General features: G+C 67.9%; 18 protein-coding genes and 2 tRNA genes. 8 read left to right on the top strand and 12 right to left on the bottom strand.

Annotated elements, in window-relative coordinates; translation table 11 throughout:
- Positions 1-6: 6 nt before the first annotated feature.
- Positions 7-1338: a 30S ribosomal protein S12 methylthiotransferase RimO gene (rimO, locus tag SMN802W_RS0110225; RefSeq protein WP_026325991.1), complete on the bottom strand. Its 1332-nt coding sequence runs from the start codon at positions 1336-1338 to the stop codon at positions 7-9.
- A gap of 50 nt (positions 1339-1388) precedes the next feature.
- On the opposite strand from rimO, the gene SMN802W_RS0110220 reads away from it, so the two are divergent.
- Together SMN802W_RS0110220 and SMN802W_RS0110215 are read left to right on the top strand one after the other, a co-directional pair.
- A complete protein-coding gene (locus SMN802W_RS0110220) occupies positions 1389-1919 on the top strand; it encodes a DOMON-like domain-containing protein (RefSeq protein WP_019516812.1) in 531 nt (176 codons plus the stop codon).
- Complete coding sequence (locus tag SMN802W_RS0110215; protein WP_019516811.1) at positions 1916-3112, top strand: exo-beta-N-acetylmuramidase NamZ family protein; 1197 nt, start codon at positions 1916-1918, stop codon at positions 3110-3112. Before SMN802W_RS0110220 ends, SMN802W_RS0110215 begins: the two co-directional genes overlap by 4 nt.
- Here the strand turns inward: SMN802W_RS0110215 and SMN802W_RS0110210 are convergent.
- The 7 genes from SMN802W_RS0110210 to aroA all read right to left on the bottom strand — a co-directional run bounded on the left by SMN802W_RS0110210 (position 3109) and on the right by aroA (position 9524).
- Positions 3109-3534, bottom strand: a complete 426-nt coding sequence (locus tag SMN802W_RS0110210) for a DUF4112 domain-containing protein (protein ID WP_019516810.1) — start codon at positions 3532-3534, stop codon at positions 3109-3111. The genes SMN802W_RS0110215 and SMN802W_RS0110210 overlap by 4 nt on opposite strands.
- Before the next feature lie 6 nt (positions 3535-3540).
- On the bottom strand, positions 3541-4971 hold the full coding sequence (locus SMN802W_RS0110205; RefSeq protein ID WP_037523876.1) for an ABC transporter substrate-binding protein: 1431 nt from the start codon (positions 4969-4971) through the stop codon (positions 3541-3543).
- A gap of 17 nt (positions 4972-4988) precedes the next feature.
- Positions 4989-5072: transfer RNA gene (locus tag SMN802W_RS0110200), tRNA-Leu, on the bottom strand.
- A gap of 69 nt (positions 5073-5141) precedes the next feature.
- The gene (locus tag SMN802W_RS0110195) at positions 5142-5420 is read right to left on the bottom strand and encodes an integration host factor subunit beta (protein ID WP_019516809.1); all 279 of its coding nucleotides are present in this window, start codon (positions 5418-5420) and stop codon (positions 5142-5144) included.
- A gap of 172 nt (positions 5421-5592) precedes the next feature.
- Entirely contained in the window at positions 5593-7299 is a 1707-nt protein-coding gene (gene rpsA, locus SMN802W_RS0110190; protein WP_026325987.1) for a 30S ribosomal protein S1, read from the bottom strand.
- A 267-nt stretch (positions 7300-7566) separates the two neighbouring features.
- Positions 7567-8193: a (d)CMP kinase gene (gene cmk, locus SMN802W_RS0110185; protein ID WP_019516807.1), complete on the bottom strand. Its 627-nt coding sequence runs from the start codon at positions 8191-8193 to the stop codon at positions 7567-7569.
- Positions 8190-9524 (bottom strand): 3-phosphoshikimate 1-carboxyvinyltransferase, encoded by a 1335-nt coding sequence (gene aroA, locus SMN802W_RS0110180; RefSeq protein ID WP_019516806.1) that lies wholly within the window; start codon positions 9522-9524, stop codon positions 8190-8192. Before aroA ends, cmk begins: the two co-directional genes overlap by 4 nt.
- A 95-nt stretch (positions 9525-9619) precedes the next feature.
- Here aroA and SMN802W_RS0110175 point away from each other — a divergent pair, with 95 nt between their 5' ends.
- The gene (locus tag SMN802W_RS0110175; RefSeq protein ID WP_019516805.1) at positions 9620-9943 is read left to right on the top strand and encodes a TIGR02300 family protein; all 324 of its coding nucleotides are present in this window, start codon (positions 9620-9622) and stop codon (positions 9941-9943) included.
- An 86-nt stretch (positions 9944-10029) separates the two neighbouring features.
- A tRNA-Ala gene (locus SMN802W_RS0110170) sits at positions 10030-10105 on the top strand.
- 226 nt (positions 10106-10331) lie between these two features.
- Here SMN802W_RS0110170 and SMN802W_RS0110165 read toward each other — a convergent pair.
- The gene (locus tag SMN802W_RS0110165; RefSeq protein WP_019516804.1) at positions 10332-12533 is read right to left on the bottom strand and encodes a TonB-dependent receptor; all 2202 of its coding nucleotides are present in this window, start codon (positions 12531-12533) and stop codon (positions 10332-10334) included.
- 233 nt (positions 12534-12766) lie between these two features.
- On the opposite strand from SMN802W_RS0110165, the gene SMN802W_RS0110160 reads away from it, so the two are divergent.
- Genes SMN802W_RS0110160 through cobS form a run of 4 tightly spaced genes read left to right on the top strand, consistent with a single transcriptional unit; the run spans position 12767 to position 15463 of the window.
- Positions 12767-13177: a DUF1636 domain-containing protein gene (locus SMN802W_RS0110160; RefSeq protein WP_019516803.1), complete on the top strand. Its 411-nt coding sequence runs from the start codon at positions 12767-12769 to the stop codon at positions 13175-13177.
- Positions 13174-14184 carry a nicotinate-nucleotide--dimethylbenzimidazole phosphoribosyltransferase gene (cobT, locus tag SMN802W_RS0110155; protein WP_019516802.1) on the top strand — a complete coding sequence of 337 codons (1011 nt, stop codon included), beginning with the start codon at positions 13174-13176 and terminating at the stop codon, positions 14182-14184. The genes SMN802W_RS0110160 and cobT overlap by 4 nt, the downstream gene beginning before the upstream one ends.
- Positions 14181-14759 (top strand): histidine phosphatase family protein, encoded by a 579-nt coding sequence (locus tag SMN802W_RS0110150; protein ID WP_019516801.1) that lies wholly within the window; start codon positions 14181-14183, stop codon positions 14757-14759. The genes cobT and SMN802W_RS0110150 overlap by 4 nt, the downstream gene beginning before the upstream one ends.
- The gene (gene cobS, locus SMN802W_RS0110145; RefSeq protein ID WP_026325986.1) at positions 14747-15463 is read left to right on the top strand and encodes an adenosylcobinamide-GDP ribazoletransferase; all 717 of its coding nucleotides are present in this window, start codon (positions 14747-14749) and stop codon (positions 15461-15463) included. Before SMN802W_RS0110150 ends, cobS begins: the two co-directional genes overlap by 13 nt.
- Here the strand turns inward: cobS and SMN802W_RS0110140 are convergent.
- Genes SMN802W_RS0110140 through SMN802W_RS0110130 form a run of 3 tightly spaced genes read right to left on the bottom strand, consistent with a single transcriptional unit; the run spans position 15394 to position 18849 of the window.
- Complete coding sequence (locus SMN802W_RS0110140; RefSeq protein ID WP_019516799.1) at positions 15394-16914, bottom strand: cobyric acid synthase; 1521 nt, start codon at positions 16912-16914, stop codon at positions 15394-15396. The two genes, cobS and SMN802W_RS0110140, sit on opposite strands and share 70 nt — an antisense overlap.
- Entirely contained in the window at positions 16902-17840 is a 939-nt protein-coding gene (cbiB, locus tag SMN802W_RS0110135; protein WP_019516798.1) for an adenosylcobinamide-phosphate synthase CbiB, read from the bottom strand. Before cbiB ends, SMN802W_RS0110140 begins: the two co-directional genes overlap by 13 nt.
- Positions 17833-18849 (bottom strand): aminotransferase class I/II-fold pyridoxal phosphate-dependent enzyme, encoded by a 1017-nt coding sequence (locus tag SMN802W_RS0110130; protein WP_019516797.1) that lies wholly within the window; start codon positions 18847-18849, stop codon positions 17833-17835. Before SMN802W_RS0110130 ends, cbiB begins: the two co-directional genes overlap by 8 nt.
- Between the last annotated feature and the right edge of the window lie 18 nt (positions 18850-18867).

Below are 18867 nucleotides of genomic sequence, written 5' to 3'. Positions count from 1 at the left end.
AAACGCTCAGGCAGGTACGCCGTAGAGGTCGTGGTCGTCCGCGTCCTCGATCGTGACGGGCACGATGTCGCCGAGGTTCAGGTGGCCGGCATCGCGCAGCTGCACCTCGCCGTCGATCTCGGGCGCGTCGGCGTAGGAGCGGCCGGTCGCACCGCCGCTCTCCGCATCGACCGCGTCGATGATGACGTCGAGCGTGCGACCGACCTTGCGCTGGAGCTTGGCCGCCGAGATCGCCGCGGTTTTTTCCATCACGCGGGCGTAGCGCTCTTCCTTGACCTCCTCGGGCACGTGATCGGGCAGCAGGTTGGCGGTCGCACCCTCCACGGGCTCGAAGCGGAACGCGCCGACGCGATCGAGCTGTGCTTCGTCGAGCCAGTCGAGCAAATACTCGAAATCGGCCTCAGTTTCACCGGGGAAGCCGACGACGAAGGTCGATCGGATTGCGATGTCGGGGCAGATGTCACGCCACGTACGGATACGGTCGAGTACCTTGGCATCGTTCGCGGGCCGCTTCATCCGGCGCAGCACCGCGGGCGCGGCATGCTGGAACGGGATGTCAAGGTAGGGAAGCACCAGCCCTTCCGCCATCAGCGGGATCACCTGATCGACGTGCGGGTAGGGGTAGACGTAATGGAGCCGCACCCAGGGCGCGATCTGGCCCAGTTCGCGCGCGAGATCGGTCATGTGCGGTATGACCTCGCGTCCCTTCCAGCTACGCGGCTCGCGGCGGATGTCGATGCCGTAGGCCGAGGTATCCTGGCTGATGACGAGCAGTTCGCGCGTGCCCGCGGCCACCAGCTTTTCCGCCTCGCGCAGGATCGCGTCGGGACGGCGGCTGACGAGGTCGCCGCGTAAGGACGGGATGATGCAGAAGGAGCAGCGATGGTTGCAGCCTTCCGAGATCTTCAGGTAGCTGTAATGGCGCGGCGTGAGCTTCAGCCCCGCATCGGGGATCAGGTCGACGTAGGGGCTGATCGACGCAGGCGCGGCGACGTGGACCGCCTCCACCACCTGCTCGTATTCGTGCGCCCCGGTGATCGCGAGCACCTGCGGAAAGCGCGTGCGGATCGCCTCGGCTTCCTTGCCCATGCAGCCGGTGACGATGACGCGGCCGTTCTCCGCAATCGCCTCGCCGATCGCTTCGAGGCTCTCCTCCTTCGCCGAATCGAGAAAGCCGCAGGTGTTGACCAGCACGACATCGGCGCCCGAATAATCGGCGCTCATCTGATAACCGTCGGCGCGGAGCTGCGTCAGGATGCGTTCGCTGTCGACCAGGTTCTTGGGACAGCCGAGCGACACCATGCCCACGCGGGGCGGGGAGGGAAGTTGCGTTGCCATGAGAGTGCTCGGACATAGCGATTTCCCGCGCGATTTCCTAGGGTGCGGGGATGACGCGCTATTCGCTGATCCCGCACCCCGACCACCCGCCGCTCGCCGTACGCGGGGCGACGGTCGACTTGCGCGTGACCGACCCGCTCGGCGTGCTGCTTAGCTATACCATCGAGGGCCAAGAGGCCGTGGTCTGGCCCGATCGGGCGAGCCCGGTGCGCACAGACGAGCTCTGGCGGACGACCTGTTTCGAGCTGTTTCTGATGTTCGACGACGAGGAGCATTACGTCGAGTTCAACCTCTCGCCGTCCGGGGCGTGGGCGGCGTACGCCTTTGACGGGTATCGCGACGCGATGAGCGACCTTCCGCGTGACCTCGTGCCGCGTGTCGAACGGACCGCGACTGGCGTGGAGGCCGCCTGCGACCTGAGCGGATTGCCGCACGGCGAGCTGCTGATGTCGCTGACCGCGGTGATCGAGGAAACGGGTGGACGTCGCTCGTTCTGGGCGCTCGAGCATCCCCCGGGCGCGCCCGACTTCCATCATCGCGATTGCTTTGCCGCACGGCTCCCGGCACCAGCGCGCCCATGAACTTCGGGATCGATCGCCTGCTCGCCGATGCGAGCCTTCGCCGCCAGCTTGAGGGACGCCGCATCGCGCTGCTGGCGCATCCCGCATCGGTGACCGCCGATCTGACGCACTCGCTCGACGCGCTGGTGGCGGCGGGCGTCAACGTGTCGGCGGTGTTCGGGCCGCAGCACGGCGTGCGCGGCGACCTGCAGGACAATATGATGGAGTCGCCCGACTTCACCGATCCGACCTACGGCATGCCGGTGTTCAGCCTGTACGGCGAGGTGCGCCGTCCAACGCCGGCGTCGATGGACACGTTCGACGTGATGTTGGTCGATTTGCAGGACGTGGGCTGCCGCATCTACACCTTCGTGACGACGCTGCTCTACGTGCTCGAAGCCGCGGCGGAACATGGCAAGACGGTTTGGGTGCTGGATCGACCCAATCCGGCGGGACGTCCGGTCGAGGGACTGAGCTTGCGCGAGGGCTGGGAAAGCTTCGTCGGAGCGGGACCGATGCCGATGCGGCACGGGATGACGCTGGGCGAGCTGGGGCAGTGGTTCGTCGCGCATTACCGGCTTGATGTCGACTACCGCGTCGTGACGATGGAAGGCTGGGCGCCCGAGGCGGCTCCGGGTTTCGGCTGGCCCGAGACGCGGGTGTGGATCAATCCGAGCCCCAATGCGGCGAACGTCAACATGGCGCGTGCCTATGCCGGCACGGTGATGCTGGAGGGCACGACATTGTCGGAAGGGCGCGGGACGACGCGGCCGCTCGAATTGTTCGGTGCGCCTGACGTGGACGCGCGTGCATTGATCGCGGAGATGCAGGCGCTCGCGCCCAAATGGCTCGCGGGTTGCACCTTGCGTGACATCTGGTTCCAGCCGACGTTCCACAAGCACGCGGGCGAGTTGTGTGCGGGCGTGTTCATCCACGCTGAGGGCGCGGGCTATGACCATGCGGCGTTCCGACCGTGGCGGTTGCAGGCGCTGGCGTTCAAGGCACTGCGCCGCCTGCGCCCCGATTACGCGCTGTGGCGCGACTTTCCTTATGAGTACGAGTTCGACAAGCTGGCGATCGACGTCATCAACGGCGGACCGGGATTACGCGAGTGGGTCGACGAGGCGGGTGCTCAGCCCGGTGACCTGGACGCGCTCACGATTCTTGATGAGCGTGCCTGGATGGAGAAGCGCGCGCCGTTCCTGCTTTACTAACGGTCGATCGTGACGGTGGCGGGATGGTGCTTGTCGAGGTGCCGCATGATCTGCTTCAGGTTGCGCGTGTTCGAGCGGTAATAGAGGTCGGCGGCATCGCCGAAAAAGGGGACGAGCCCGACCAGCGCGTCGAAGCCGACGCGGCCGGTCATCCGCATTAGCGCAAGCTTGCCCATGCCGAGGTTGCGTGCCTCCCACACCAGCCAACCGCCGAGTGCGGCGGCGAGCGCGTCGCCCGCGACCGGGATCAGCCCCAGGATGAAGTCCAGGCCGACGCGGCGGTTGATGCCGGGGATGACGAACAATCCTTCCAGCAACTGCTCCATCGCGACCAGCCGGCGCCGCACCGAAGCGGGATCACGCCCGAGCGGCAGGTTGGCAGAGGAGAGACCGAGCGGGATGGCGTCAGGACGGATGGTCATGCGCCATCATCTGGTATCGCGGCGCAGGTGGTTCAACGGATGCCACGCGCGTGTATTCGCCTGCCATTGCGCCAGCCGGACCGAGACCAGCGACCAGCGCAGCGGCCGGGCGAGCGGGATGAATGTGGCGTCGGCGGTCAATGCCGCGTCGGCGCGCGCAATGGTTGCTGCGCGGGCGTCGGCGGTCGGGGCGACGCGGGCATCCTCGATCGCCTGCTGCGCCACATCGGAACAGGCTAGGCACGCTTCGGACAGGTACCAGCGCGCGCTGTCATACGGTGCGACGAGGTCGACGAGCCGCAGGTCGGCGGCGGGATCGTCGGGACTGAGCCGCAGCGGCCTGATCCCCATCGCGTAGAGGTCGGTGGCGAGGCGCGTCCACAACAGCGTTCCACCGGTGCCCACCGGCAACGCAAGCCCGAGCGTCGGCGTGCCTGCGGCCACGCGCGATGCGGCTACACGCGCGCGGACGGCCGCAAGGCGTTGCTCGCGCGCTAGCGTCGTCCAGGCAGGCTGCGTGGGCGGCGCAAGCGAATCGAGCTGGTCGGGCAACAACGCCTCCGCGGGCGCCCAGTCGGGCGACACGGCCGTCACCAGCGCGGCACGATCGAATGCGGCGGCCAGTGCGGCGCGGTTGTCCGCATCAGCCAGGAAACCATCGCGGCGCATGACGGCGAGGCCGAACAGACCGGCGGCAGGGTCGAGGCGCAGCGTCCCGGCGACCGGCTCCGCACGCTGGACGAGCGGCCAGTCGGCGATGGTGCCGCCGGTGACGAGGTCGGCGCGGCCTTGCGTGAAGCGTACGATCGCGCGGGCGGCGCGCTCGCCGATCAGTCGGACGTTGTCTTCCGGTTGCGGGCGATCGTCGTCGGGATCACGGTCGGGATCCTCGATCGGGCGCAGCAGCACGGCGCGCGCTCCACCGGGTGTCGCGCGGAACGGGCCGGCGCCTTCGCCGCGTGCGCTGCGAACCAGCGCCAGTTCGGGTTGCGCGAAGAGCTTGAGCAGATCGGGGCGTGGGCGGGCGAGTTCGACTTCGATCACCTCGGGCGTCATCTCGACCACATCGTCGATCGCGCTGAGATAAGGGGCGAGGCTGTTGCGTGCGCCGCGGGCAAGCTGCCGCTTGAGCAGGGTGACGATCTGGCTGGCGCGGACAGGCTGTCCGTCGGCCCAGCGTGCCTCGCGCAGGCGGAAGATGAAGCTGGTACCGTCATCGGTGACGGTCCAGCGTTCGGCAAGCCCGCCTTCGATCTGTCCGGCGGCATCGAAACGGACCAATCCTTCCGCCACCGCGTCGGTCAGCACGCGGTCGGAGGTCGCGAGCAGGCGGCGATCGGTGCCGGCGATCGCTGGCGCGTCGCCGATGACGCTGACGATGACGGGGCCACTATCGGTGCGACGATCGCACGATGTCGTGAGGAGCAGCGGCGGCATCGCCGCGACTGCAAAGATGGTGCGGACGGCGGGACTCGAACCCGCACGCCATGGGCAGAAGATTTTAAGTCTCCAGCGTCTACCGATTCCGCCACGTCCGCGCATCCGCTTCGTGCTTGAGCGCGCTTGGTGGGGGCGCGTCAAGCGTTGAAGCGACGAGAGCGCGTCGGTCAGACGTTGAGGCGCTGGCGCATTTCCTTGCCCGGCTTGAAATAGGGCACCCGCTTTGCGGTGACGTCGACCGTTTCGCCGGTGCGCGGGTTGCGACCGGTGCGCTCGTCACGCTGGCGGGTCGAGAAGGCGCCGAAGCCGCGTAGTTCGACGCGGCCGTTCGCCGCCAGACGGTCGGTGATCTGGTCGAAGAAGGTGGAGACGATCGCTTCGACGTCGCGCTGGGACAATTCCGGGTTTTCGTCCGTGAGCCGGTTGACGAGTTCCGACCGAATCATTTGCTTCCCCAACCATCGCATCACGCAACCGCGCAGACCGCTGCGGCCCGACGTTGATACAGATAAATCCGCCCGCGCGATAGGACCGATCCGCCTGGACACGGGCGCAAACGAAAAGGGGCCGGCGCTGCCGACCCCTTCGCGTGTTTCGTTTGCCCTGGCGGGCAGACGCTTACTTCTTCGATTCGCGTGCCTTGAGCGCTTCGCCCAGGATGTCGCCGAGCGACGCACCTGAATCGGACGAACCGTATTGCGCGACGGCCTGCTTCTCCTCGGAGATCTGCATCGCCTTGATCGAGAAGGTCGGCTTCTTGGAACGGTCGAAACCGGTCACCATCGCGTCGAACTTCTGACCGACCTGGAAACGCTCCGGACGCTGCTCGTCGCGGTCACGGCCGAGATCGGTGCGCTTGATGAAGCCGGTCGCGCCGTCGTCACCCTGCTGCACTTCGAGGCCGGCATCGCGAACCTCGAGCACCGTGACGGTGACCACCTGGTTCTTGCCGATGCGGTCGCCCGCGCCAGCGGTGACGGGGCCGCCACGCTCGAGCTGCTTCATGCCGAGCGAGATGCGCTCCTTCTCCGAGTCGATGTCGAGCACGACAGCCTGAACGGTCTCGCCCTTGCGGTGCAGGTTGAGCGCGTCCTCGCCCGACACGCCCCAGGCGATGTCCGACATGTGGACCATGCCATCGACATCGTTGTCGAGGCCGATGAACAGGCCGAACTCGGTCGCGTTCTTGACTTCGCCCTCGACGGTCGACCCGATCGGGTGAGCGGCGGCGAACGCCTCCCACGGATTGGCCTGCGCCTGCTTGAGGCCGAGCGAAATGCGACGCTTCTCGGCGTCGACCTCGAGCACCACCACGTCGACTTCCTGGCTGGTCGAGACGATCTTGCCCGGATGGACGTTCTTCTTGGTCCAGCTCATCTCGGAGACGTGAACCAGACCCTCGATACCCGGCTCCAGCTCGACGAACGCACCATATTCGGTGATGTTGGTCACGCGGCCCGACAGCTTCGCACCGACCGGGTACTTGACGCCGGCGCCGTCCCACGGATCGCTCTCAAGCTGCTTCATGCCGAGCGAGATGCGCTGCGTGTCCTTGTTGATGCGGATGATCTGCACCTTCACCGTGTCGCCGATGTTGATCATCTCGGACGGATGCTGGACGCGCTTGTACGACAAATCGGTGACGTGGAGCAGGCCGTCGATGCCGCCGAGATCAACGAACGCACCATAATCAGTGATGTTCTTGACCACGCCCTCGATGATCTGACCTTCGGCCAGGCTCTGGATCAGGCCCGAACGCTGCTCGGCGCGGGTTTCCTCGAGCACCGCGCGACGCGACACGACGATGTTGCCGCGCTTGCGGTCCATCTTGAGGATCTGGAACGGCTGCGGAATGTCCATCAGCGGGGTGACGTCGCGCACCGGGCGGATGTCGACCTGGCTGCCCGGCAGGAAGGCGACGGCGCCCGAGAGGTCGACCGTGAAGCCGCCCTTGACGCGACCGAAGATCGTGCCCTCGACCCGTGCGGTCTTCGCGAACTCAACCTCGAGCTTGTCCCAGGCGGCCTCGCGGCGCGCGCGGTCGCGGCTAAGCATCGCTTCGCCGTGCATGTTCTCGACGCGGTCGACGTAGACCTCGACCTCGTCGCCGATCTTCAGCTCGGCCTTCTGGCCCGGCGCCGGCGCGAATTCGCGCAGCGGCACGCGGCCTTCGCTCTTCAGGCCGACGTCGATGACGGCCAGGTCATTCTCGATGCCGGTAACGGTGCCGAGCACCACGCGGCCCTCGAAGCTGTCGGCGCCGCCGAACATGTCATCGAGCATTGCCGCGAAATCGTCGCGTGAGGGAGCTGCCGTAGAGGCCATAAGTCCGTAAGTCCTAAACGTTATCGTTTCCGGCCAAGCGGTTGGTTCCGCTGGTCTAGGGGCAACCCCCAGGGCCAAAACACCACGCCGACCCCATGCCGGACGCGGTATCCGCGCGCGCCGAGAATATGCAGAGACACAGAACGCTGATGCGAAAAGGGCGCGGCAGATAGGAACAGCCGCGCCATGCCTCCGCGAACCCTAAGCCCGCTGGACCGCGCGCCCTTAGCCGAAGCGGGGTGAACAAGCAAGCATCGGCGCTGGCGATCAGCCCTGCGGGCGGCGCGCCTCGACGAGCGCGATTGCCTTGGCGATCGAGGCGTCGATCGAGAGGAAACTGGTGTCGAGCAGCGCCGCGTCGGCAGCGGGTACAAGCGGGGCGGCCGAGCGGCTGCTGTCGCGTTCGTCGCGCGCGCGAATGTCGGCGAGCACCTGATCGTAGCTGACGCCGCTGCCGCGGTTCTTGAGTTCAGCGTGGCGGCGTTGCGCGCGGATCGTCGGCGTCGCGCGGACGAACAGCTTGGCGAGCGCGTCGGGGGCGATCACCGTGCCGATGTCGCGTCCGTCGAGCACCGCGCCGCCCTCCTGATGCGCGAAGCGTTTCTGCCGTTGGAGCAATGCCGCGCGCACGAGCGGGTGGGCAGACACGACCGAGGCGAGTTGCCCGACATCGTCGTCGCGCAAGCCCGGATCGGCGAGCGTCAGCTCGTCGAAGTCGCAGGCGGCGACGGCATCGGCTTCCTTCTCGGGGTCGAGCTCCATGCGACGCACGGTCGCAGCGACCGCGCGGTAGAGCAGCCCGGTGTCGAGGTGGGGCAGGTGATAGTGGCGTGCGAGCGCCTTGGCGATCGTGCCCTTGCCCGATGCGGCGGGGCCGTCTACGGCGATGATCATGCGACTTCTCCCGAAAGCGCTGCCAGTTGGTCGAAGAAGGTCGGGTAGCTGGTGCGTACCGGCGACACGTTGTCGAGCGTGATGGCGGTGCGGGCATGAAGCGCGGCAACGGTCATGCTCATCGCGATGCGATGGTCGAGTTGCGTCGCGACGGTGCCTCCGCCCGGGATCGCGTCACCGCCGCTGCCGTCGACCGACAGGCCGTCCTCGTGCTCGGTGACCTGCACCCCGCTTGCCTCCAGCGCGGCGCGCATCGCAGCGATGCGGTCGCTTTCCTTCACGCGCAGTTCGTCGGCGCCGCGCGCGACGGTTCGGCCGGCGGCGAAGGCCGCGGCGACGAACAGCACGGGATATTCGTCGATCATCGACGGCGCGAGGTCGTGTGGCACGGTGATCCCCCGTAACGCGGCGTGGCGGACGCGCAAGTCGGCGACCGGCTCCCCGCCGACGGTGCGCGGGGAGATCTCGGTGATGTCGGCGCCCATCATGCGGAGCGCAGTGACGAGGCCGGCACGGGTAGGGTTGAGCCCGACGTTCTCGATCGTGACATCGCTGCCCGGCACGATCGATGCGGCGACCATCCAGAAGGCGGCGGACGAGGGATCGCCCGGCACGACGATCGACTGCGGGCGCAGCTCCGCCTCGCCCGTGATTGAGATGATGCGCCCACGGCTCGTCTCCTCGACCAGCACTTCGGCACCGAAGCCTGCGAGCATCCGCTCGCTGTGATCGCGCGTCAGCACCGGCTCGATCACGCGGGTGATGCCGGGCGTGTTGAGCCCGGCGAGCAGGATCGCCGACTTCACCTGCGCGGAGGCGACCGGCAGCGCATACTCGATCGGCACCGCGGGGCAGAGACCGCGCAGCATCAGCGGCAGACGACCACCGGGCGAGGCGGTGATGTCCGCGCCCATGCGCGACAAGGGCGTGATGACGCGCTCCATCGGGCGGGCCGATAGCGAGGCGTCGCCGGTGAAGGTCGCGGTGATCGGATGCGAGGCGATCAGCCCCATCAGCAGCCGGGTCGAGGTGCCCGAATTGCCCATGTCGAGCGCGGCGGCGGGTTGCAGCAGTCCGCCGACCCCGAAGCCGTTGATCGTCCACACACCGGCCCCGTCACGCTCGATCCGTGCGCCCATCGCACGTAGCGCGGCGGCGGTGGCGAGCACGTCCTCTCCCTCCAGCAATCCCTCGACCCGGCTTTCGCCGACCGCAAGCGCAGAAAGCATCAGCGCGCGATGGCTGATCGATTTGTCGCCGGGAACGCGGATGCGCCCGGCGAGGCGCGTAGCGGGGGGCACGGTCAGCGAGGAGGGTTCGGGATGCGACATGCGCGCCGCTTGCCAGCCGGGTTGTGCTATGGCAAGGCGCGCCCCACTTCGCAGGGCTTACCTGCAGAACCACCCATCCGAAAGGCTTTCACGGCATGATCCAGCCGGAATGGGGCACGAAGCGTACGTGCCCGAAATGCGCGACGCGTTTCTATGACCTCACCAAGGACGACCCCATCACCTGCATCAACTGCGGGTATGCCTGGTCGGCCGAGCCGATCCTGAAGTCGAAGCAGCCGATGCCGTTCGAGGCGGCGAAGACGACCAAGCAGGACGCCGACAACGATCTCGCCGGTGACGACGAGGACATGGATCTGGCGCCGAACGAGGACGAGGAGCCCTCGGCCGACGACGAGGTCGATCTGGGCGGCGACGACGACCTGGGCGTCGAAGCCAGCAAGGACGACGACGAGAACTGATTTTTCGTAACCGGCTTGGCAAATGGTGCAATCCACCGCTTGCCAAGCCCGCAGCGCCCGGTTAGTGGGCGCTTCCCAACGGGAATGGGGCCGTAGCTCAGCTGGGAGAGCGTCGCAATGGCATTGCGAAGGTCAGGGGTTCGATCCCCCTCGGCTCCACCATTTCCGATCAGGCGAGCGTCCGACAGCGGACCGCCGATCAAAGGTCAAAGCTTTAGAAAACTGACGTTGCAGCGAGCGTAGCCTGCTTGGCAGTCGCGCGGCGACGGGGTCCGCCCTTACGAAGCAGTTGTGTGTCCGGCATCGGCGCGGACGTGAGCGCACGTCCACAAGACGCATCGTGCATCGTGGACGGGCGATGCCGCTGACATCGCCCGTCCAGCGCGACCTACAGCCCGAAGCGCAGCGTCGCGCGCAGATCGCGGCCGGCGAGCGGCGCGAAGTCCTTGAGGAAGCTCGACGCGCGGCGTGCATTGACGTCGAAGATGTTGTTGGCGCTCAGTACCAATTGCGTCTTGTTGGCCCGGCCGAACGGCGAGAAGGCGAGGCTCGCGTTGACGAGCGTATAATCGCTGGTCGCCGTCTCGAACGCGGCAGTGCGGTTCTGCTCGAACAAATGCTCCACCTCCGCGCGCGCGGTGAAGGCGTCGCCCTGCGCTTCGAGCCCGCCGAGCACGCGTGGCGCCGGGATGCGCGGGACCGGTCCCTGATCGACGACGTTGGCATGGACGTAGTCGCCCAGTACGTCGGCATTGATCCGCGTGGTGCCAAGCGTGAACAGCTTGGCCGATAGATCGGCCTCGAAGCCGTAATAATGCGCGTCGGCCTGATTGTACTGGAAGCACGGCAGGTCGACCTCACGCCCGGCTGCGCCATAGCGCACCGCTGCGGCCTCGCAGACGCCTTGTCCGACCTGGTTCTCGTAGATGAAGTTGGTGATCCAATTGTAATAGGCCGACGCGTCGAAGTTGACTTGGTCGGTGTGGGCGTGGAGCGTCGCCTCCAGCCCCCAGCTGCGCTCCAGCCGGAAGTCGGGGTTGCCGAGCTCGTACGCTTGCGTGCCGGCGTGACCGCCATTGGCGAACAGTTCCTCGGCCGAGGGCGCGCGTTCGGTGTAGGAGCCGTTCACGCCAAAGCGGAGCGCATCGGTGAAGCCATAGCTGGCGCCGAGCGAGCCCGAGAACGCGCCGTAACTGGTCTTGCCGACGAAGAAGCGCTGGTCGGTGTCGGACTTGGCCGCCTGGTCGGTCCACTCGTAGCGAGCGCCCGCCTCTGCCTTCAGCTTGCCGAAGTCGAACTGCTGCAACGTGAACAGGCCGGTCTGGTTGGTCTCGTTGCGCGGCAGGAATGCCTCATCGCCGACGACGTTGAACTGGCGGTTGAAATATTGGACGCCGGACGCCCCCGACCAGGCGCCGTGTTTGGCCTGGACGAGTTCAAGCCGCCCTTCGAGACCATTATTGTAGAAAGCGGTGCCGACCGCACCGTCGGGTTCGAGCTCAAAGTGGCGGTAGGTCGCTTGGCCAGCGCGGATGCGGATGCGGTCGAGGAAGCCGCCACCGGTTTCGACCTCGCCGCGCAGGTCGACGCGGTTCTGCACGAGATCGAGGCGAGGAGCCTCCTGCTCCTGACCCACTTGCGTCGCGTAGCGGATCGGGATGCCGTAGGTGCTGTCGTAATGGCTGTAGCTGATGCCGAGCTGACCGGTATCGGTGATGATGCTGGCGCCGACGCCAGCGGTCCACGTCTCCGACTGGCTGTTAGGCAGCTTGCCGCGGATCGCAGCACTGGAGGCAAAGTCGATCGGCTCCTCGCCCGGTTCGACATCCTGTGGCAGGCCGACCTGGCTGAGCGCAGCCGCGCGTGCGGCACGTGACAGCGCGTAGCCGCCGATGCGCAAATTGTCGGTCTTCAGGTACGAACCGTCGGCGTGGAGGACGAGGTGCCGGCCGACCGCAACGTCGCCCGCCATCTCGGCCGAACGCTCGTTCGCGGCCGAGCCGTAATTGGCGATGCCGCTCAGCCGATAACCGTTGTCGGGCACGGTGCGCGGGATGCGCGTGTCGACCACGTTGACGACGCCGCCGACCGCCGACGAGCCGAACAGCAACGCGCTGGGCCCGCGCAGCACCTCGATCCGCTCGGCAAGCAGGGGATCGACGACGACGGCATGGTCGACGCTGGTGTTCGACACGTCGATCGCGCCGATGCCGTCGGTCAGCACGCGGATACGCTCGCCCTGGAAACCGCGCAGGATCGGGCGCGAGGCAGACGGGCCGAACGAGGTCGCGGACACGCCCGGCAGGCGCGACAGCGTTTCGCCGATCGTCGGGCGCAGGTCGCGCGTCAGCGCCTCGCCCGAGAGGACCGAGGTGCCTTGCAGCACGTCGCGCTCGCTGCGTTCTACGGGCGCGGTGACGATGATGTCGCCGACGCTCGGCTGCCGCGCGGACGTCGCGACCGTGGCCGAACCACCGTCCTGCCGGACGTTGGTGGCGCCGGTCCCTCCCGACGAGGATTGCGCGAACGCCGGCGTGGCGGCCGCGAGCACGGCGAGGCTGACGGTTGCACGCAAGAAGCTGGTCATCATTGTTTCCCTGAACACTCGATGGATCGCCTAATCGGAGCATCCACGCACATCAAGAGCTATGTTACATCATCGCATTAGCTGATGTGGCGGCGTACATGTGCCGGGCGACAATGGCGCTGCATGTCGCTAGGCGAAGCAGGCAATCGAGGCGGGCGTGTCGGCTAGCGGCGGAGACGAATAAGATGATCGACCGGATCGAGCGGCATGGCTTTTCGGTGATGGGAGCATAATCGATGGCGTTGAAGCCAAGCAGCTCGGGCGTGGCAGTCGTCGCCTGTAATACGTGCCGCCATTCGAGTGACGCGCGTGAGGACGGCGAGGGGAAGCGCGGCGGTGCGCGGCTGGTCGAGGCGCTGCGCAGGGTCGCATCCGATGATCCGGCTTACGCCGGCGTTGCGGTCGAGGAGATGCCGTGCCTGTTCGCGTGCCAGGATTTCTGCACGGTGCACCTGCGTGCGCCGGACAAGGTCGGCTATGTCATGGGCCGCTTCGTCCCCGACGAGGACGCGGCACGCGCGATCCTCGACTATGCGCGCGCTTACGCGGACAGCGAGTGGGGACAGGTGCCGTTCAAGCAATGGCCGCAAGGGGTGAAGGGGCATTTCATCACGCGGACGCCGCCACAGGGCTTCGTGGTCGAATGATCGGGATCGATAGCGCGGCGGCGTTCGAGGCTGCGTTGCGCGACCTGCCGGCGGCGGATGCGAATGCACGCGCGGCCGCCGAAGCGCGACAGGCGCAACTGACCAAGCCTGCGGGATCGCTTGGCCGGCTGGAAGAGATCGCGATCTTCATGGCCGGATGGCAGCGCGTCGCGCGTCCGCGGATCGAGCGCGGTCGCGCGGTCGTGTTCGCGGGCAATCACGGCGTCGTCGCGCAGGGCGTCAGCGCGTTCCCGCCCGCCGTGACGGCGCAGATGGTCGCGAACTTCGAGGCCGGCGGCGCGGCGATCAATGCGCTGGCGGGGAGTGCCGGGCTGACGTTGCGCGTCGCGCCGCTCGATCTCGACCGGCCGACCGCCGATTTCACGCATGCCCCGGCGATGAGCGAGGCGGAATGCCTCCATGCGCTGAACGCCGGCGCAGCGGCGATCGCGGGCGCGGACCTGTTGGTGCTGGGCGAGATGGGGATCGGCAACTCGACCGCGGCGGCGGCGTTGGCGGCGGCGAGCTTCGGCGGCAGCGGGCGCGACTGGGTCGGGCCGGGAACCGGCGTCGATAGCGACGGCGTGGCACGTAAGGCGAGCGTGGTGGATGCGGCCTTGGCGTATCATCGTGGCGCGCTCGACACGCCGTTCGGGATCCTGCGCCGGCTGGGCGGGCGCGAGATCGTCGCGATCGCGGGTGCTGTAGTGGCGGCGCGACATGCGCGAATTCCGGTCGTGCTCGACGGCTTCATCGCCTCCGCCGCGGTCGCACCGCTTGCACGGACGGTGCCGGGGATCGTAGATCACCTGATCGCCGGGCATTGTTCGGCCGAGCCGGGACATCGGAGACTGCTCGACCGGCTGCGACTGCGACCGCTGCTGTCGCTCGACATGCGGCTGGGCGAGGGGAGCGGGGCTGCGGTGGCGGTAAGCGTGATCCGTGCCGCGCTCGCCGCGCATAACGGGATGGCGACCTTTGCCGAAGCGGGTGTCGCGGACGCGTGACGAGCTTCGCGCTGCATCTGATGCGGCACGGTGAGCCGGTGCTGGCGGGACGAATGCTGGGGCGGACCGACTGTGCGGTGACTCCGGCCGGGGTCGCGGCATGTCAGGCGCAGGCGCGAATGCTTGAGGCCCGCGGCGAACGCGTGACGCGCGTTGTGGCATCGGACCTGCGGCGCGCGCACGATTGTGCCCAAGCGATCGGTGCGACGCAGATCGATGCGCGCTGGCGCGAGCTCGATTTCGGCGCGTGGGACGGCGCATTCGCACGCGACCTCGATCAGGAAGCATTGGGGCGGTTCTGGAACGATCCTGACGCGTGCCCGCCGCCGGACGGGGAGCGTTGGTCCGAGCTGGTCGCGCGGGTCGGCAACGCACTCGCCGCGACCCCGCCCGCGGCGACGCTGGTGGTGACGCACGGTGGCGCGATACGCGCGGCGCTGCACGTGCTGTGCGGGTTCGATCGCGCGCAGGTGTGGGCGTTCGACCTGCCCTATGCGGCGATCGTCTCGATTCGGGTAAGGGATGGAGAGCCGAGACGGGCGCAGGTGACGGGGCTGTGGCCGTGCGCCGGCTGATCGTCGCGCTGTCGTTCCTGACGCGGCTGCCGGTACCGCGGCAAAAGTTGCGCGACGGCGACTTTGCCGCATCGGTGCGGCTGTACCCGCTGGTCGGCGCGATCGTCGGCAGCATCGTGGCGGGGCTGGGATGGGCGGGCGCGTTGATCGACCCATGGCTGGGCGCGCTGGCCGCGGTGCTCGGCTGGGTGTGGGTGACGGGGGCGCTTCACCTCGATGGCCTGGCCGATATGAGCGATGGGCTGGGCGCGGCGCACGGCGACCGGTCCCGCCTGCTGGCGGTAATGAGTGATCCGCACGTCGGCAGCTTCGGCGTGGTCGCGATTGTGCTGCAACTCGCCGCCAAGCTGGTGATGCTGCACCTGATTCTTCCCGGCGGCTGGTTGGCGGTGGTGCTGATCCCGGTGGTGGCTCGGCTCGGTCCGTTAGGCTGGGCGCGTTTCGTTCCGCTGCTCAAGGCGAGCGGCCTGGGCGCGGCGATCACCGGTGCGGTGCGGCGGCGTGATCTGGTCGGCTGGGTGCTGGTGCTGCTGGGCGCAAGTGTCCCGGTGCCGTCGTTGTTGCTGGCACCGGTCGTGCTGGCGGTACTCGGCGTCTTCTTCACGCGGCGGGTCGGGGGCATGACCGGCGACGTTCACGGTGCGGGGATCGAGCTGACCGAGACGATGCTGCTGCTCGCCTGCGTCGTCGATCGGTGGGTGTGAGCGAGGTCGATCAGCGCGTCGACGTCGACGTGCTGCTCAAGCTGCGCGGCGATCTCATCCAGCGCTGCGTCAACGTCGGCGGCATGGTCGCCGCCCGATCCTGTAATGCCAATGCGTTCGAGCCATGCGCGCCGCTGTGCCGCCTGACCGAGCAGACCGTGGATGTAGCTGCCGGCGACGAGCGCATCGGCGCGCATCGCGCCCTCCGGTGTTCCATCCGACAGAAAACCTAGCGGTCGAGCCGTATCGGGTCCGGTCGTATGGCCGAGATGGATTTCATAGCCATCGAACCGCGCGCCAAGTGCCTCGCCGCTGACCTGTCGAACGGTCTTTTCGCCGGTCAGCACGGTGTCGATGTCGAGCAGCCCGAGGCCGGGTGTCGTACCCGCCGGACCCTCCACGCCAGCCGGATCGCTGACCGTGCGGCCCAGCATCTGGTAGCCGCCGCACAGGCCCAGGACGGGACGGCCTTTGCGGACGTGCGCGAGGATGTCGATGTCCCAGCCCTCATCGCGCAGGCTTTGCAGGTCGGCGCGCGTCGCCTTCGATCCCGCGAGGACGATCATCGCCGCGTCGGGGATCGGGCGGCCGGGCGGAACCATGACGAGATCGACCGCAGGTTCGAGGCGGAGGGGATCGAGATCGTCGAAGTTCGCGATCCGCGGCGTGATCGGGCAGGCGATGACGTGTCGGTCGGTCGGGCGATCGCTGGCGCGACCGGACGCACGCTCCAGCGCGACCGCATCCTCGCTCGGCAGGCGGCGGGCGGCGGCGAGCCAAGGTATGATGCCGAGCGCGGACCAGCCCGTTCGCGCGGAGACGGCAGTCATGCCGTCAACGAACAGCGCCGAGTCGCCGCGGAATTTGTTGACCAGGAAGCCGCGGATCATCGCCGCGTCTTCGGCTGCGATCACCGCGTGCGTGCCGACCAGGGAGGCAATGACGCCGCCGCGATCGATGTCGCCGACAAGGACGACCGGGACGTTGGCCGCACGTGCGAAGCCCATGTTGGCGATATCGCCAGCGCGCAGGTTGATCTCCGCCGGGGAGCCTGCGCCTTCGACCACGACGATGTCGGCGTCGTCGTGCAGGCGCCGGAAACTCTCGAGCACGTCGCCGAGCAGCCCGATGCGCCCTTCGCGCCAGTTACGTGCGGCGAGCGTGCCGCGCACCTGCCCGCGGACGATCAATTGCGAGGTGCGGTCGCCCTGCGGCTTGAGCAGCACCGGGTTCATGTCGACGTGCGCGGGCACGCGGCAGGCGATCGCCTGCGTCGCCTGCGCGCGCCCGATCTCGCCGCCATCGCCGGTGACGGCGGCGTTGTTGCTCATGTTCTGCGGCTTAAACGGGCGGACGCGAAGCCCGCGATTGGCGAGCGCGCGGCAAAGCCCTGCGACCAGCACCGACTTGCCGACGTCGGAGCCGGTACCCTGCAGCATCACCGCAGCCATGCGACGATCCCGACGAGAACCCACAGCAATGCGCAGGCGCGCACGTAGACCGCCAGCGCGCGGTTCAGGTCGGCGGCACGGGCGGCGGCAGCGCCATCCCCGATCCAAGGCTTCATCTGCATCTGCCCGTCATAGGCGATCGGCCCGGCGAGCGCGACGCCGAGCGCGCCCGCCATCGCCGCCTCGGGCCATCCGGCATTGGGCGATGCGTGACGGCGACAATCGAGCCACATCACGCGCCAGCCGCCTGCGCCGGCGATGCACAGCAGTACGCCGGCAAGTCGCGCGGGGATCCAGTTCGCGGCGTCGTCGATCCGTGCCGCCGCCCAGCCATAGGCGCGCCAACGCGGTTCCTTGTGCCCGATCAGGCTGTCGGCGGTGTTGATCGCCTTGTAGCACCACAGGCCCGGCAGACCGGCGACGAGCAGCCAGAACAGCGGCGCAACGACGCCGTCGCAGAAGCTTTCCGCGAGACTCTCGATTCCGGCGCGGGCGATGCCGGCGGAATCGAGCGCGTCGGTGTCGCGGCCGACAATCATCGCGACCGCATGGCGGGCGGCGGGCAGGTTTCCGTCTTCGAGCGCGGCTGCGACCGGGCGGACGTGATCGAACAGGCTGCGCTGGGCTAGCGCGGGCCAGGCGAGGAGTGCGATCGCGACCCAGGCCGACGCGCCGAGTGCATGACGGATCAGCAGTTCGAGCAGAAGCGCGAACAGCGCGGTTCCGATGAGGAGCAGCAGCATCGCAGCGACGCCGAGCGTGCGACGCTGCCGCTGGGTGCGATCGGGTGTGTTCCAGCGTTGCTCGCACGCGCCGATCACGCGCGCGAACCCGCCGACCGGGTGTCCGACGCGGCGGTAGAGCGACCCGGGCCAGCCGATCAACGCGTCGAGCGCGAGGGCGGCGAGCGCGACCGGATCAGCCACGGGCAAGCGCGCGGTCGAGGCGATCGAACGCGGCCTCGTCGCCGGGCAGGCCGAAGCGGAGCCAGTGCGGCTGCGCGGCGAACGGGCGGGCGAGGATGCCCGCGCGGGCGAGCAGGTCAAACAGTCGCCATGCGTCGCGATGCTCGACCAGCCGGAAGAGCGGGCAGGCGCCGGTCGCGGACAGGCCGTGGCGTGACAGCAGGGAGTCGAGCCGAGCAGCCTGAGCGTGTAGCCAACTGCGGGTTTGTGCGATCCACACGGCGTCACTGTAAGCCGCGGTTCCCCAGACGATTGCCTGTGTGCTGACAGGCCAGTCGCCAAGCAGGTATCGTATTCGTTCGATCACCTCGTTTTGACCGACGATGAAGCCGAGGCGCACACCGGCAAGACCGAAGAACTTCCCGAACGAGCGCAGGACCGTGACGTTGCCGGTTTGGTCGAGGTGAGGGATGAGGCTGGTTCCCGGGTCGACGTCGGCAAAGGCTTCGTCGACGACCAGTGCACCGCCTGTAGTGGCGGCGTGCTTCGCCAGGGCGAGCAATCGCGACGGCTCACGCCGATACCCGTCGGGATTGTTCGGGTTTGCCAAGAGCAGCGTTCCGCACGTCCAGCCAGATCGGTCAAGCGCATCGTGCGAGACAGCATGCTCTGCAATGTCGTGGTGGGTGCCGTAGCTGGGTGTGAGCGCGGTGAATGGTTGCGGAAGGCCGAGTTGCGGCAGCAGTCGGAGTGCGATCTCGCTCCCCGGCACGGCGGCGACCTGTTCGGGCGCGCAGCCGAAGAAGGCGGCGGCGGTGCGTTCAAGCGCGCGCAATGCGCTCACCTCGGGCAGCGAGCCGCTGTCGATCGCCGCGGCCGGCGGCGTCCAGGCGCGGGGGTTGATGCCGGTCGACAGATCGAGCCAGGGCGTCGGCGCGTCGGGGAAACGCGTGCGCGCGTCGTCCAGCCGGCCGCCATGGTGTGCGAAAGGGTGTGATTCTGCTTGCGTCACGGCGTGTGCCTTCGCCATTCACGCGGGCTTGAGCAA

The organism is Sphingomonas sp. Mn802worker, from assembly GCF_000382485.1.
Taxonomy (GTDB): Bacteria; Pseudomonadota; Alphaproteobacteria; order Sphingomonadales; family Sphingomonadaceae; genus Sphingomonas.
The sequence above is the reverse complement of the archived record's forward strand: the minus strand, read 5'-3'. Positions and strand labels throughout refer to the sequence as shown.

Bases quoted from the DNA above. Each gene is read 5' to 3' on its own strand.
- rimO (WP_026325991.1), bottom strand. From the start codon at position 1,338: ATGGCAACGCAACTTCCCTCCCCGCCCCGCGTGGGCATGGTGTCGCTC.
- SMN802W_RS0110220 (WP_019516812.1), top strand. From the start codon at position 1,389: ATGACGCGCTATTCGCTGATCCCGCACCCCGACCACCCGCCGCTCGCC.
- SMN802W_RS0110215 (WP_019516811.1), top strand. From the start codon at position 1,916: ATGAACTTCGGGATCGATCGCCTGCTCGCCGATGCGAGCCTTCGCCGC.
- SMN802W_RS0110210 (WP_019516810.1), bottom strand. From the start codon at position 3,534: ATGACCATCCGTCCTGACGCCATCCCGCTCGGTCTCTCCTCTGCCAAC.
- SMN802W_RS0110205 (WP_037523876.1), bottom strand. From the start codon at position 4,971: ATGCCGCCGCTGCTCCTCACGACATCGTGCGATCGTCGCACCGATAGT.
- SMN802W_RS0110195 (WP_019516809.1), bottom strand. From the start codon at position 5,420: ATGATTCGGTCGGAACTCGTCAACCGGCTCACGGACGAAAACCCGGAA.
- rpsA (WP_026325987.1), bottom strand. From the start codon at position 7,299: ATGGCCTCTACGGCAGCTCCCTCACGCGACGATTTCGCGGCAATGCTC.
- cmk (WP_019516807.1), bottom strand. From the start codon at position 8,193: ATGATCATCGCCGTAGACGGCCCCGCCGCATCGGGCAAGGGCACGATC.
- aroA (WP_019516806.1), bottom strand. From the start codon at position 9,524: ATGTCGCATCCCGAACCCTCCTCGCTGACCGTGCCCCCCGCTACGCGC.
- SMN802W_RS0110175 (WP_019516805.1), top strand. From the start codon at position 9,620: ATGATCCAGCCGGAATGGGGCACGAAGCGTACGTGCCCGAAATGCGCG.
- SMN802W_RS0110165 (WP_019516804.1), bottom strand. From the start codon at position 12,533: ATGATGACCAGCTTCTTGCGTGCAACCGTCAGCCTCGCCGTGCTCGCG.
- SMN802W_RS0110160 (WP_019516803.1), top strand. From the start codon at position 12,767: ATGGCGTTGAAGCCAAGCAGCTCGGGCGTGGCAGTCGTCGCCTGTAAT.
- cobT (WP_019516802.1), top strand. From the start codon at position 13,174: ATGATCGGGATCGATAGCGCGGCGGCGTTCGAGGCTGCGTTGCGCGAC.
- SMN802W_RS0110140 (WP_019516799.1), bottom strand. From the start codon at position 16,914: ATGGCTGCGGTGATGCTGCAGGGTACCGGCTCCGACGTCGGCAAGTCG.
- SMN802W_RS0110130 (WP_019516797.1), bottom strand. From the start codon at position 18,849: ATGGCGAAGGCACACGCCGTGACGCAAGCAGAATCACACCCTTTCGCA.